The 12,524-nt window shown below is 62.7% G+C and carries 9 protein-coding genes; 7 read left to right on the forward strand and 2 right to left on the reverse strand.

Annotated elements, in window-relative coordinates; genetic code table 11:
* Window positions 1-365: 365 nt before the first annotated feature.
* Window positions 366-1,298, reverse strand: a complete 933-nt coding sequence (locus tag BV071_RS27425) for an endonuclease/exonuclease/phosphatase family protein (RefSeq protein WP_265594970.1) — start codon at window positions 1,296-1,298, stop codon at window positions 366-368.
* A 779-nt stretch (window positions 1,299-2,077) separates the two neighbouring features.
* Here BV071_RS27425 and BV071_RS33810 point away from each other — a divergent pair.
* Window positions 2,078-3,886 carry a chitobiase/beta-hexosaminidase C-terminal domain-containing protein gene (locus tag BV071_RS33810; protein ID WP_052573955.1) on the forward strand — a complete coding sequence of 603 codons (1,809 nt, stop codon included), beginning with the start codon at window positions 2,078-2,080 and terminating at the stop codon, window positions 3,884-3,886.
* A gap of 162 nt (window positions 3,887-4,048) precedes the next feature.
* On the opposite strand, the gene BV071_RS27435 is transcribed toward BV071_RS33810, so the two are convergent.
* Window positions 4,049-5,080 carry a glycosyltransferase gene (locus BV071_RS27435; protein ID WP_035614302.1) on the reverse strand — a complete coding sequence of 344 codons (1,032 nt, stop codon included), beginning with the start codon at window positions 5,078-5,080 and terminating at the stop codon, window positions 4,049-4,051.
* Window positions 5,081-5,203: 123 nt separating this feature from the next.
* Between BV071_RS27435 and BV071_RS27440 the strand changes: the two genes are divergently transcribed.
* The 6 genes from BV071_RS27440 to BV071_RS27465 all read left to right on the forward strand — a co-directional run bounded on the left by BV071_RS27440 (window position 5,204) and on the right by BV071_RS27465 (window position 12,480).
* Window positions 5,204-5,536 carry a hypothetical protein gene (locus tag BV071_RS27440; protein ID WP_265594971.1) on the forward strand — a complete coding sequence of 111 codons (333 nt, stop codon included), beginning with the start codon at window positions 5,204-5,206 and terminating at the stop codon, window positions 5,534-5,536.
* A 52-nt stretch (window positions 5,537-5,588) separates the two neighbouring features.
* Window positions 5,589-6,620 (forward strand): glycosyltransferase, encoded by a 1,032-nt coding sequence (locus BV071_RS27445; RefSeq protein WP_052573956.1) that lies wholly within the window; start codon window positions 5,589-5,591, stop codon window positions 6,618-6,620.
* Window positions 6,621-6,666: 46 nt separating this feature from the next.
* Entirely contained in the window at window positions 6,667-7,188 is a 522-nt protein-coding gene (locus tag BV071_RS27450; RefSeq protein ID WP_035614306.1) for a hypothetical protein, read from the forward strand.
* A 73-nt stretch (window positions 7,189-7,261) separates the two neighbouring features.
* The gene (locus tag BV071_RS27455) at window positions 7,262-8,782 is read left to right on the forward strand and encodes a putative Ig domain-containing protein (protein WP_035614308.1); all 1,521 of its coding nucleotides are present in this window, start codon (window positions 7,262-7,264) and stop codon (window positions 8,780-8,782) included.
* Between the two features lie 49 nt (window positions 8,783-8,831).
* Complete coding sequence (locus tag BV071_RS27460) at window positions 8,832-11,783, forward strand: sensor histidine kinase (protein WP_265594972.1); 2,952 nt, start codon at window positions 8,832-8,834, stop codon at window positions 11,781-11,783.
* 70 nt (window positions 11,784-11,853) lie between these two features.
* A complete protein-coding gene (locus tag BV071_RS27465; protein ID WP_035614312.1) occupies window positions 11,854-12,480 on the forward strand; it encodes a response regulator transcription factor in 627 nt (208 codons plus the stop codon).
* The last annotated feature ends 44 nt before the right edge of the window (window positions 12,481-12,524 follow it).

The following is a 12,524-nucleotide window of genomic DNA, read 5'->3' on the forward strand; positions in this document are numbered from 1 at the left end:
TGAGCCGTGAAGCCTTGCAGCATTGGCACGGCGCTATCCGTTCATCGCGCGAAATTGTGCCCTACCGTGCTGGTCGCTTCTGCGGGGCGGGTGCCTCCGCGCTCCCGGGGAAGAGGCACCCAGTAGTTCGACGCGAAAGGGCTGGTGAGCGAGCGATGATAGGGGGACGACTCTTCCTTCTTCAGATCGCGCGGAGGTTCTGGGAATGGTCCCTCACTGAGGTTTGTCGTGAAGCCTTGCAGCAAAGCCACGGCGCTATCCGTTCATCGCGCGAAATTGTGCCCTAGCGCACTGGTCGCTTCTGCGGGGCGGGTGCCTCTGCGCTCCCGGGGAAGAGGCACCCAAGTAGTTCGACGCGAAAGGGCTCAGGGCTTCTGCGGCGCCGCTTCAGGAGCCTTCGGCTCTGGGGCGGCCTCCTTTGCTTCCGGGAAGCTGAAGGTGATCATCACGGGCCAGTGATCGCTGGCGCCTTTGGGGGCTTCGGCCAGTGCGGCCTTACCGGTGCCGAGACCTTTGGTGAGCACATAGTCGAAGGTGGTTGCTTCGTAGCGGTCGCTGCCGCGCCAGCTCAAGCGATCGGCCTTCGGCACGTCGGCCCAGGTGTTGTGGAAGCCGCCGGCGGTGAGGATCTCCAGGGTCTTGTCGCCGAATTGGCCGTCTTGGTTGGTATTCACATCCCCGGCGACCACCACGCCGCGGACCTTACCCTTGAACATGGAGTTCTCCATTTCCGCGACGTGCGCGAGAAGCTGGTGAGCGGATTCCTCGCGCATCTTGTAGTTGGCGGCATCCTTTTCGCCAGTCCCGCCGCCGCTATTGCTTTTGAGGTGCACGCCATAGACCAGCAGCACGCCGTTCTCCGGTGCGGGCAGGCTGACTGCGGCGAAGCTGAAGCCGCGTGGCGGCGTGTCCGCGGTCACCGGCGTATCCTTCCATCTCTCCGCCCAGGTCGATTCCACCGGCAGCTTGCTGGCGATGCCGACCTGCTGGGGGCCGACGCCACCGCCGCGCTCATTGCGGAAGGCAGAGACGACCACCGGGCGCAAGTCCGGAACGGTCGCGGCGAGATCGGCAAAGGCCTGCCAGTTCTTGACTTCCTCTCCGATGAAGATGTCGGGCTTCTCGCGGGTGACCACCTCGGAGGCGAGCTTCCTGTGCTCGGCTGCCTTGGCCGCATCGGCACCCGGGGTGCCGCCGGGATACCATTCCAGATTCCACGCCATAAAGCGGATCTCAAGCGCGGGTGCCGCGGCCATGGCCAGCAGCGAGAAGAGGGCGACAAAACGGGATGTTTTCATGGGGCAGGGGCGGCGAAAATAAACCCCGGCGCTGCGGCGCAGTTCCGCAGGGCTCGGGGTTCTGTTCATTTGAATAGACAGAATTCCGCGCAGAGTCGAGGAGAGAATCCGGGTGGGCGGAATCGTCACAAGGGAAGAATGAGCAGTGAAGGTCGGCCGGAGTGAGGAGGGGCTTTGGCGTGCCGGAAGGGAAGAGCAGGAGAGTCATTTCTGAGCTCCGTCAGATTTGGTGGTGGGTTCCAAAACAGCCATGCAACCACAGATGAACGGGATGCACGCAGATGAAGAGGATTGGTGTTTAGGATCGCTGATTCAGGCTGCCTTCCGGGTTCTTTTTGGGACCGGGATGAATGGGATGGATAGGTTGAAATGCCGGGAGAACCGGAGGTAGAGACCTTCTGGATCCCATCCATCCAATCTATCCCGGTCCAAATCTTAAAACGGTGGCCTCGGTGGAAATGGCCTTATTCAAGTGCCATTCGGGCGGGATGGGAATGAGGGATCCTGCCGGTCGAAGGTAGAAATTCGAACAGGAGAAAGGCAGGAGCCCGAGAAGCCTCTTGGACCTTCTCCACGGCAGTAAATCTGACGGGAAAGTCTCCATTTTTTGTTTGGGGGAGTGCTGTTCGGTTATCTCCGGGGGAATATCGGACATTAACTCGATGAGTTGTCATTAAAGTGCGTTAGAGACGGGATTTCTTCTCGCCAAGTGATGGGGTGTCCGAACAGCGTCCGACCCTCGCATGATAACACACCATTCTTCTTCGTGGGTCTGTCGCATGGCTGCAATCGGTTGCGGCTCATTGGCGTCTTTTGCTGCCGCACAGGTGGCGCAGCCTCAATTCCTGCCGTCCACCCAGGACTATCCGGTGGCGCTGGATGTCACCGTTTCCTGCGCTACATCGGGCGCTACGATTCACTACACCTTGAACGGTGCGGTGCCGACCGAATTTGACCCCATCGTGACAAGTGGTGGCACCCTCCGGGTTAACCGGAATGTGGTGGTGAAGGCAAAGGCTTGGTTGGGCGGCGTGTCGAGCACGGTCGCCACCGAAGACTACCGGATCACCGGTGCGCTTGCCGCAGGCAATGAGCACGGGCTCGCCTTGAGCGTGTCCGGCCAAGGCTGGGCGTGGGGAAATCAGAACCACGGCAAGCTGGGCAATGGCCTGTCGACCAACGACCAGGTCGAGGATCCGGAGTATGTGCTCGGCTCAGGGAGCATTGCCGGCAACGCAGTGGCTGCGGGCTTCACGCACTCCTTGATCCAGGGTCAGGATGGATACGTCTACAGCTTCGGCCGCAACAATTCCGGACAGCTCGGCAACAACTCGACGACGGATCGCTCGGTTGCCTCGCAGGTTCTCACCTCGTCCTCGCCGGTGACGTATCTGAGCAATTCCAGGGCGATTGCGGCTGGCAATGAGTGGTCGATGTCGCTCCTCAGTGACGGCAGCGTGGTGTCCTGGGGCAGCCACGCCTCCGGTCGCTTGGGAGGCAACACCACGAGCGGCACGCGCCTGCTTCCCGGCGCTGTGCTGCGCGGGGATCTCGGAGGCTCTCCGACGGCGCTGACCGGCATTCGAAAGATCGCCGCGGCCGAGGCCTATGGTCTGGCACGGAGTGCGCACGCCTCCGAAACTACCGGGGGCACCGGTAAAGTGTGGTCCTGGGGCTACAATTTCACCGGCCAATTGGGCCAGGGCAACACCACTAACAGCTCGGTGGCGATGCCGGTAAAGAAGGATGTGTCCACGGATCTGGAGGATGTGCTGGATTTCTCGGCAGGCGGGGCACACGCAGTGTTCGTCCGTTGGAAGGCTGGGGTTCCCACGATGCAAGGCACGGTTTGGTCCTGCGGCAACCGGGCCTATGGCCGTCTGGGGAATGGCTCGACGGCTGCGGGCTCCGTGCTTTTCCCGGAGCAAGTGCTCAAGACCGGGGGCGCGGCCCTCGATCAGATCGAGCAGGTCGCCGCGGGTGCCTCTCACACGTTGGCCTTGGATAGCAGCGGCCATGTCTGGTCCTGGGGCTACAATGGCTACGGGCAGCTGGGCGATAACACCACCTCCAACCGCGCCTATGCGGAGAAGGTGAAGGACCCTGCCGGAACGGGTGAACTCTCCGACATTGTCCAGGTGGCAGCCGGTGGCGATGGCCTCGCGGGAACCAGCTATGCACTTGCCTCCGATGGCACGGTCTATGTCTGGGGTCGCAACAACGAGGGGCAGCTTGGCAACGGCACCACGGCGGCCGGTGCCACCAAGCTCCCGGTGGCGCGGGATGCCGACCTCGTGGGGGAAGGCAGCCCGAGCGTGATCGCTTTTTACGGCATCACTGTCTCCACGGCGCCCGGCACGGTTCAGGTCGGGGCCCTGCCCTCTCACAGCGGTCCGAATGGCGCCGCCGAGATCGAGAAGGTGGAGATTGTGCTGAATGGCACTCTGTATGGCACCATGACCGGTGGCACATGGACGAAGAGCCTGACGAACCTGCCAGCAGGTACCTACTACGGATACTGCATGGCCTATGCCTACGATGATACGGTAGCGATGTCGACTCCCTTCAGCTTCGTGATCAACCCGTGAGCTTTCGGGAAGATATCATGAAGGGCTCTGCCTTCATGGTTCCGATCTAGTATGTGTAGCGAGGGCCTCCGTAATTGAACAAAGATTACGGAGGTCCTCAGCGGCCGGTTCCGAGGAGCGGGCAAGTTATATCTCCGGGCGGTCTCGGTTCTTGCGGCCGGCCTAAGCGCCGAGCAGCTTCTCGTAGATGCCTAGAACCTTGTTGGTCATCGCCTCAAGGGTCACTTCGCTGGCGACCAGCTGGAAGGATGGCTCCTGCCGCTGCTTGAGGCCGGCCAAGTCGGCGAGCGCGAGTTTCAGGCCGCGGACGAGTTCCGGGACGGAATTTGCCTCCATGATCGCTTCCGCTGGCAGGAACTCCGGGGAGAAGCCGACGCGGGTGGCGATGCTCGGCACGCGCATGTGCAGGGCCTCCGCCAGGGTGTAGGGGCCGCCTTCGTTCCGCGAGGCCACGATGAAGAGGTCGGAGCAGCCCATCAGGCCTACGGCATCATCGCGATGCCCGGCCATCCAGACGCGTTCGCGGAGCTGGTGCTTGGCGAGGAGTTCTTCGAGCAGCGGGCGCTGCAGGCCCTCGCCGATGAGCCAGAGCTTGAAGCCCGGGACTTGGGCCATCGCTTCTAACAAAAGGTCCATGCCCTTGGCGGGAACCAAGCGGCCGACGGTGCTGAAGACCGGCTCGCCGCCGCCGAGGAAGGGGGGATTGGTTGCCAGTGCGGCTTCCTTGGTGCCGGGTGGTGGTGGGGCGATCGAGTTCCAGATGACCGTGGCGGGGATTCCGCCGAGCGAGTCCTTCACCTGGGCGGAGGCGGTGATCACTGCATCGTAGTCGCGGAAGGGTTTGCTGCTGCGCTTGATGTTCTGGACCGTGGCGACGCGTTTGATGCCCGGGAGTTTCTTGCGCAGCGAGCGGACCATCGTGCCGGCCTTGTTGGCGTGGGCGTGGACGATCTGGGGCTGGGTGGAGAGGATCTTTTTCTTCAGGGCGCGCAGGTTCAGGGGATTCAGCCGGCCGCCGCCCATCGGGTGGGCGACGAAGTTCACCCCCGGCGCGAAGTAGGCGCGCATGGTCTCGTCCGCCACGGCGCTGACGGCATGGCCGAGCGCGACCTGTTGATTGGCCAGCTCGATGACATTTTTCTCCAAACCGCCCTTTTCGCCGACGCTGGCGAGGACGTGACAAACGCGAATCACGGGGGGAGGTTCGGAGGAGAGAGAGCCAGTGAAAAGCGCGAAGTGTGGCGAGGCCGGACGGGGGCGTTTCGGATTGCGCGGAAAGGGGCCGGGATGGCACGCTTATCCATGCTCAAAGCTTTCGTGGGTTTTGTCCTTGGACTGGCGCTCGGATGGGGACTGCTGCCCTTGGTCGTGCCGAGGAAGGATACGAGTTCCCGGCTGATCCAGTCTTGGCAAGGCATCCAGCCGGGGATGTCGCTTCAGGAGGTGGAGAAGCTGCTCGGGCAGAAAGCCAGCTATGAGTCAAAACCCGGGGAAGGTGTATCCTGGGAAGCGCAGGCCCACTTTCCGGATGGCTATTCGGCGGAGCACGGGCTGCAAACCTATCTGATCAAGGGCTGGGGTCCCTACCTCTTGTTCGTGGCCTACGACCGGAGCGGGCGGGTGAGCTTCGTCAGTTCCTCGGCCACCTGAGCGGGGGGCAATTCTCACTTTCCACGCCGCGCTTTCCGCTCAAATCTCGCCCATGCGCATCGTCCACGCCGCCAACCTCCAGCTCGACAAGGATGGCGCGCACCTGTGGAACCAGGACCAGAAGATCCATCACGGGCTGGTCCGCTTGGGGCACTTCGTGTATCCGTTTTCGATCAATGACCGGGCGCGGATGCTCTCGCCGACGAAGAGCAAGACCTTCGGCAAGGGGAAGGCGAACAAAGCGCTGATCGAGACCTGCCGGAATGTGCACCCGGACCTGCTGATCCTGGGGCACGCGCAGTACATCACCGCGGCGACCCTGCGGGAGATCCGCGCGATCCTGCCGGAGATCCGGATCGGGCTGTGGTATGTGGACCCGCTCTGGGATGAGGAGGAGACCAAGCACCTGCGCGAGCGGCTGGAGGTGATTGATGCGCTGTTTTGTTCGACTGGTGGTCCCTTGTTGGAGGCGCTGGCGCGACCGAATTGTCCGGCGGCTTTTATTCCCAGTGCGGTGGATGCGGGGATCGAGTGCCACCGGGCTTTTGAGACACTGGATGGGGAGATTCTTCACGACTTGCTCTTCTTCGGCCGCGACAAGGGCGAGCCGGGGCGGCGGGCTTTCTTGTCAGAGCTGCGGGAGCTTCTGCCGGATCTGCGGGTGGGCTACTACGGCTGCCTGGATCAGCCGGGGATCTTCGGCTGGGAGAAGGAGCAGGTGATCCGGCGCTCGAAGATGGCGCTGAATCTTTCGCGGCGGGTGGATGTGCCGCTTTATTCCTCCTCGCGAATCGCGGAGCTGATGGGGAATGGTATTCTCACTCTCACGCCGCGGGGGGCGGGCTTGGAAGGGCTGTATGGGGAGGATGAGATCGTTTACTTTGATGGGGTGGGGGATCTGGCGGAGAAAGTACGGTACTTCTCGGAGCACGAGGCGGAGCGCTTGATGATCGCGAGAAATGGCTGGGAGAGGAACCAGCGGGATTACAGCGGCACGGAGGTGGCGAGGTTTATTGTGGATTTGACTGTGCGGGATGAGGCTTGGCGGAAGGTGCCATGGGCGGCACATGTTTTCGGAGGCTGAAGAAAGCGGTTGATGTGCTGGAAAAGCAGCATAATGTGGCGGGGAGATGCCGCTGCACCGCTCGCTGCTTTTCTGGTTCGGGTTCTTGGTCCTGGGGTTTCAGGTTTGGGTCTGGCAGGACTCGCGGACGACCTATTCGTTCTACCGCTGGTATGCCGGGTCGCACCATTCGATGGGCCTGATCTCGAGCCAGCGCTCGGAGATTGTGTTGAGCAGGTGGCGGGTTGATCCCGATGAGAGGCCTGGCGTTGATTTCCGGCAGGTGGAGCCCGGGCTGCCCGGTGGGTTTGACCGGAATTTCACCGGCGGACTCATGGATACAGGGCCATGGTTTCCCCAACCGGGCTTTGAGCACCGCTCGGAGGATTATCAGATGGTCGTCGGGGGAAGTGTCGGGCGGATTGAGGCTGATTTGGAGTGGTGGCGAGTCGCGCACTGGCTGGTGGTCCTGTGCTACCTGCCGCTATGGCTGGGACTGGCGATGTGGCGGGCGCGGCGGATCGCGAAGGCCCGGCGGGCGATCCTCGGGAAGCCCGGTGCTTTTTATGTCAGGGTGGTGGCGCGATGACGCTGGGGTGAGCTTTCCCTACTCAGGCAGGTAGCTGGCCGCCGGTCGCGCAGGGGCTACTTTTGGGAATTGCATGAAACCCACCCCGCTTCTTTCCATCCTGCTCGCTTTGGCGTCGTCACAGCTCCTGCTGGCGGAGCCCGCGATCCTCACACCGAAGCCGCCCGCCGAGCCGCGGATCAATGGCCCGAAGATCTCCGGTGTGCGTCCGGGATCGCCCTTTCTCTATTCGATCCCGGCCACCGGTGAGCGGCCGATGAATTTCTCTGCCAAGGGTTTGCCGGATGGCCTCAAGCTCGACTCCGCCACCGGGCGGATCTCGGGCAAGCTCGACAAGCCGGGCACGCATGAGGTGGTGCTGAGCGCGAAGAACTCGCGTGGCACCGTCGAGAGGCCTTTGCGGATCGTCGTCGGCGAGACCATCGCGCTGACGCCGCCGATGGGCTGGAACAGTTGGAACTGCTGGGGTGGCCGGATCGACCAGGAGAAGACCCTTGCCGCGGCGAAGGCGATCGTCCGCCACGGACTGGACCAACACGGCTGGACTTATGTGAATATCGACGATGCGTGGCAGGGGCGCCGCGGCGGGCCGTACCAAGCCATTCAGCCGGATTCCGAACGCTTCCCGGACATGAAGGGCCTCTGCGATGAGATCCACGGCATGGGCCTGAAGGTGGGCATCTACTCCAGTCCCTGGGTGACTACCTACGCGCGCCGTATTGGTGGTTCCTCGGAGAATGAGAATGGTGATTGGACCTCGCCCGGCAATGGTCCGAAGACGGTGAACAAGAAGATCCTGCCCTGGGCCATCGGCAAATATCACTTCGCCGAGAAGGACGCCAAGCAGTGGGCGGAGTGGGGGATCGATTACCTGAAATACGACTGGAATCCCATTGAGGTGCCTGAGACTGCCGAGATGGACAAGGCCTTGCGTGCCTCCGGGCGCGACGTCGTCCTGAGCCTCTCTAACAGCACGCCCTTCCAGAGTATTGGCGAACTCTCGCCGCTGGCGAATTGCTGGCGGACCACCGGCGACATCAAGGATACCTGGGACAGCATGTGGAAGAAGGGCTTCAACGGCGACAAGTGGGCGCGCTACCAGAAGCCGGGGCACTTCAATGACCCCGACATGCTGGTCGTCGGTCAGGTCGGCTGGGGCAAGCCGCATCCGACCAATCTCACGCCGGACGAACAGTATACCCACATCAGCATCTGGTCGCTGTTGTCCGCGCCGCTCCTGCTCGGCTGCGATCTGGAGAAGATGGATGACTTCACCCTGAGCCTGCTGACGAACGACGAGGTGATCGCCGTGAACCAGGACAGCCTGTGCAAGCAGGCGTTGAAGGTCTCGGAGAAGGACAAGCTGATAGTCTTCGCCAAGCAACTTGAAGACGGTTCGCGGGCCGTGGGCCTGTTTAACCTCGGCGACAAGGAGGAGACGGTATCGGTCAAGTGGCAGGAGCTCGGCCTCAGCGGCAGCCAAGCGGTGCGCGACCTCTGGCGGCAGAAGGATCTGGGGGCATTGCCGGCGGGTTTCGAGGCACCGGTGGCGTCTCACGGCGTCGTGCTGGTCAAGGTGGGGCCGGCTCACTGAGGGATGAAATGATCTTAACCCGCGCGCCGAACCTGCTAGGTTCGTGATCATGCTGTCGCTCCGGATCCTCTGTGCTGCCGCCCTGGCCCTCCTCGCCATGGCGGGCGGGCGGCTTGGCGCGCAGCAGGTGCCGGAGGAAAACTTCTCGATCCGCGCCTGGGAGACCGATGAAGGCCTGCCCCACAATGGCGTCAATGGCATCTTCCAGAGCCGCGATGGCTTCCTGTGGCTTGCCACACAGGGTGGCTTGGTGCGCTTCAATGGCATCGAGTTTCTCCAGCGCCGCTCGGAACTCTTGGACAATCCGCGTGCCTCGCGGGTGGCCGACGTCATTGAAGAAAATGACGATACGCTGCTGGTCGCTTGCGATGTCTCCGGCTTGGTGCGTTTGACCAAGGACGGTTTTTCGGTTCATCCGCTCAGTGCCGAGTTGGGCGAGGGGCGGCGGATCAATGCGATTTTTTCAGAAGCGCCGGATGTCTTCTGGATCCTCCGCAATGACCGCAATGTCTGGCGCTGGGATCATGGCAAGATTCTCCACATCGCGCCGCCAGTGGGGGCGAACGCGGCGACATTCGGGACCTTTGCCCGGGCGAAGGATGGCACGATCTATGTGGCCCGCGGGCTCGGAGTGGAGCGCTTTGATGGCAGCGGCTTGGTCCGTGTGCCCGAGATCGACGCGACAGGGGTGAGCATCACCTCCTCAGCCGAAGGCGGCCTGTGGGTTGCTTCTGCAGACAGCTTGTGGAAGTGGGATGGCGGCGCACTGCGCTTGTCCTCCAGTACGGCTCCATGGTCCTCGGCACCGCCGATCGCGATGCTGGAAGACCGCCGGGGCGCGGTGTGGCTTGGCTCGAAGGCACACGGCATTTTCCGCTGGGCAGGCAGCGGTTTTCAGCAGGTGAAGATCTCCCACGCCCGGATCGCGGCGCTGCATGAAGACCGCGAGGGTAACATCTGGGTCGGCACCTCCGGCGGTGGCTTGAATCTGATCCAGCGCGCCCGCTTCCAGATCCTGGGCGAACAGTCCGGCTGGACGCCTGAGATCGAGGGCTGTGTGGCCGAGTGTCCACCGGGCAAGGTCTGGTTTGCCAGTGGTGGTGCGGGCCTGCGTGAGTTGAGCGGTGATCGCTTGCTGCCGCCCCCTGATCTCACCGGATGGCCCTCCCGCGCGGTGCCGCTTTATCCGGGCAGCGATGGGCATCTCTGGGTGGGTGCGAATACCCAACTGCTGCGGGTCACGCCGGACCTTTCCCTTCCGCCCGACCGTGTCGGGCCGGTGGTCGCCGGGAAGTACCATGCGATCCACGTGGCCCGCGATGGGACGGTGTGGGCCGGTGGCGAGGATGCGGTGCTGATGAGCGTGAAGGGGCCGAAGGTTACCCTGTATGGACCGGCCGATGGCTATACCGGGATCCAGGCCCAGGCCATCTGCGAGGATGCTTCCGGCGCGATCTGGGTGGGCACCGAGCTGGGCGATCTCTTTCGCGGTGTGGGCGGCCACTTCACCAAGCTCGCGGAGCCCCCCGGCCTCAATGGCAGCGGGATCCGTGTCCTGAATGGTGATGCGCAGGGCCACGTCTGGATCGGCACCGGGGGTGCCGGGCTGATGCTCTGGCAGGGCGGGAAATTCTCCGCCCTAACAGAAGAGCAGGGCCTGCCCTACAATGTGATTTCGCAAATGGTGGAGGATGACTTTGGCTCCATGTGGTTCGGCACTTCCAGCGCCCTGTTCCGGGCGGACAAGGCCGAGTTGCTGGCCTGCGCGGCGGGGAAAATCGCCCAAGTCACGCCAGTGAAGTATGGCAAGGACGATGGCCTCGCGGGCTTCTCCGCGGCTGCCAATTACCAGCCCTCTTCCTGGAAGGCGCAGGATGGGCGTCTCTTCTTCGTTTCGCGCAAGGGCATCGTCATCGCCGATCCCAAGCAGCAGCGGACCGATTGGGTCGGCCCGCCGGTCATCGAAAAGTTGACGGTGAACGGCAAGCCTTGGCCCTTTGCCGAGAACCGGATTCCCTACCATGCGCAGAAGCTCGATTTCGACTTCAATGCGCCGACCTTCGTTTCCCCGGACAAGGTGCGCTTCCGCTACCGGCTCGCCGGGCTGGAATCGGAGTGGAATGACGCCGGCAACCTGCGCAGTGCCAGCTATGCCCAGCTCTCTGCGGGCAGCTATCAATTCGAAGTCCAGGCCTGCAACCGCGAACTCGACTGGAATGGGGAGACCGCGAGCCTGAAGTTCGTAGTGCTGCCCGCGTGGTGGGAAACCTGGTGGGCGAGGGGGCTCGCGGTGTTGCTCGGTGCTGGTTGGCTCATCGTGGCGGTTCGTTACTGGTCGCACCGGCGGCTCAAAGCCCGGCTGCTGGAGCTGGAGGCCACGCGGCGGGTCGACATGGAGCGATCACGCATCGCCCGCGACTTGCACGATGGCCTCGGTGCCGGGCTCACCCAGATCGGCATGATGGCGGAGGAGCTGGCGGAGGACATGAACGACCCGCAGGAGATGAAGACCTACTCCACCAGGATCGCCGGGCGGGTCCGTGGGATTGCCCGCGATCTCGATGCCGCGGTGTGGACCGTCAGCCCGAAGAATGACACCCTTGCCGCGCTGTCATCCTACATCGGCCAATACGCCATCGAATACTTCCGCGAGACCCCGGTGCGCTGTCACGTGGATCTGCCGGAGGATATTCCGGATTCGCATCTCTCGCCCGATGTGCGCCACCACCTTTTCCTGATGGCGAAGGAGATCATGAACAATGTGCTGAAGCACTCCGGGGCCAGTCATGTGACCCTCGCCATCCGCACGGCGGGTGAGCGCTTCCACCTCGAGATCGCCGACGATGGCCACGGCTTTCCTGCGGACGACGTCGTCGCCCCCGCCCGCCACGGCCTGAAAAACATCCGCGAGCGCGTGGCGGAACTTGGTGGCAGCCTGGGGATCCGCAGCTCTGCCAGTGGCACCGCCATCGCGATTGAACTACCTTTGCCGAAGCCCTGAGAGGTCCGCGCGCATTTCATTTCATTTCAAATTTCAAATCTGAGATTTCAAATCTCCAACCCTTACTGCCATGCCAATCAGCGTCGCCATTGTCGAAGACAACGTCGAGATCTGCGAGATGCTCACCCGCACGGTTGAGCGTGCTTCCAGCCTGCGTTTTCTCCAGAGCTTCTCCAGCGGCGAGGAAGCCTTGGAAAAGCTGCCCGAGCTCAAGCCGGATGTTGTCATCATGGACATCCAGCTTCCCGGGATCACCGGGGTGGAGACCACCCTGCAGCTCAAAGCGAAGGTCCCGGACATCCAGGTGCTGGTCTTCACCGTCTTCGGGGACAGCGATCTCGTCTTCAAGGCGCTGGAGGCCGGTGCCAGCGGCTACCTGCTCAAACGCACTCCGCGCCAGGAGATCGTGGAGGCGGTGAAGGATGTCTGGTTCGGCGGCGCGCCGATGAGCGGCGAGATCGCCCGCAAGGTGGTCGATTCCTTCCGTAAGCCCGCCAAGGCCAAGGACGCGGATCTCGAGGATCTAACACCGCGCGAGGAGGAAGTGCTCGCGCTGCTGGCCAAGGGCTACATTACCAAGGAAATCGCCGATCAGCTTGGGATCAGCTTCGATACCGTGCGCTTCCACCTGAAGCACATCTACCGCAAGCTGCACGTGCGGTCCCGCAGCGAGGCGCTGATCAAGTATCTCAAATAGCCACTCACACGAGTAGCTGGCCTGATATGGCTCCTTCCCGGAGA

The sequence above is a fragment of the Haloferula sp. BvORR071 genome, from assembly GCF_000739615.1.
GTDB lineage: Bacteria > Verrucomicrobiota > Verrucomicrobiia > Verrucomicrobiales > Akkermansiaceae > Haloferula.

Excerpts from the sequence above, each read along its gene's own strand:
- BV071_RS27450 (WP_035614306.1), top strand. The coding sequence starts at position 6,667 with ATGCCGCTGCACCGCTCGCTGCTTTTCTGGTTCGGGTTCTTGGTCCTG.
- BV071_RS27425 (WP_265594970.1), bottom strand. The coding sequence starts at position 1,298 with ATGAAAACATCCCGTTTTGTCGCCCTCTTCTCGCTGCTGGCCATGGCC.
- BV071_RS27455 (WP_035614308.1), top strand. The coding sequence starts at position 7,262 with ATGAAACCCACCCCGCTTCTTTCCATCCTGCTCGCTTTGGCGTCGTCA.
- BV071_RS27445 (WP_052573956.1), top strand. The coding sequence starts at position 5,589 with ATGCGCATCGTCCACGCCGCCAACCTCCAGCTCGACAAGGATGGCGCG.
- BV071_RS27460 (WP_265594972.1), top strand. The coding sequence starts at position 8,832 with ATGCTGTCGCTCCGGATCCTCTGTGCTGCCGCCCTGGCCCTCCTCGCC.
- BV071_RS27465 (WP_035614312.1), top strand. The coding sequence starts at position 11,854 with ATGCCAATCAGCGTCGCCATTGTCGAAGACAACGTCGAGATCTGCGAG.
- BV071_RS33810 (WP_052573955.1), top strand. The coding sequence starts at position 2,078 with ATGGCTGCAATCGGTTGCGGCTCATTGGCGTCTTTTGCTGCCGCACAG.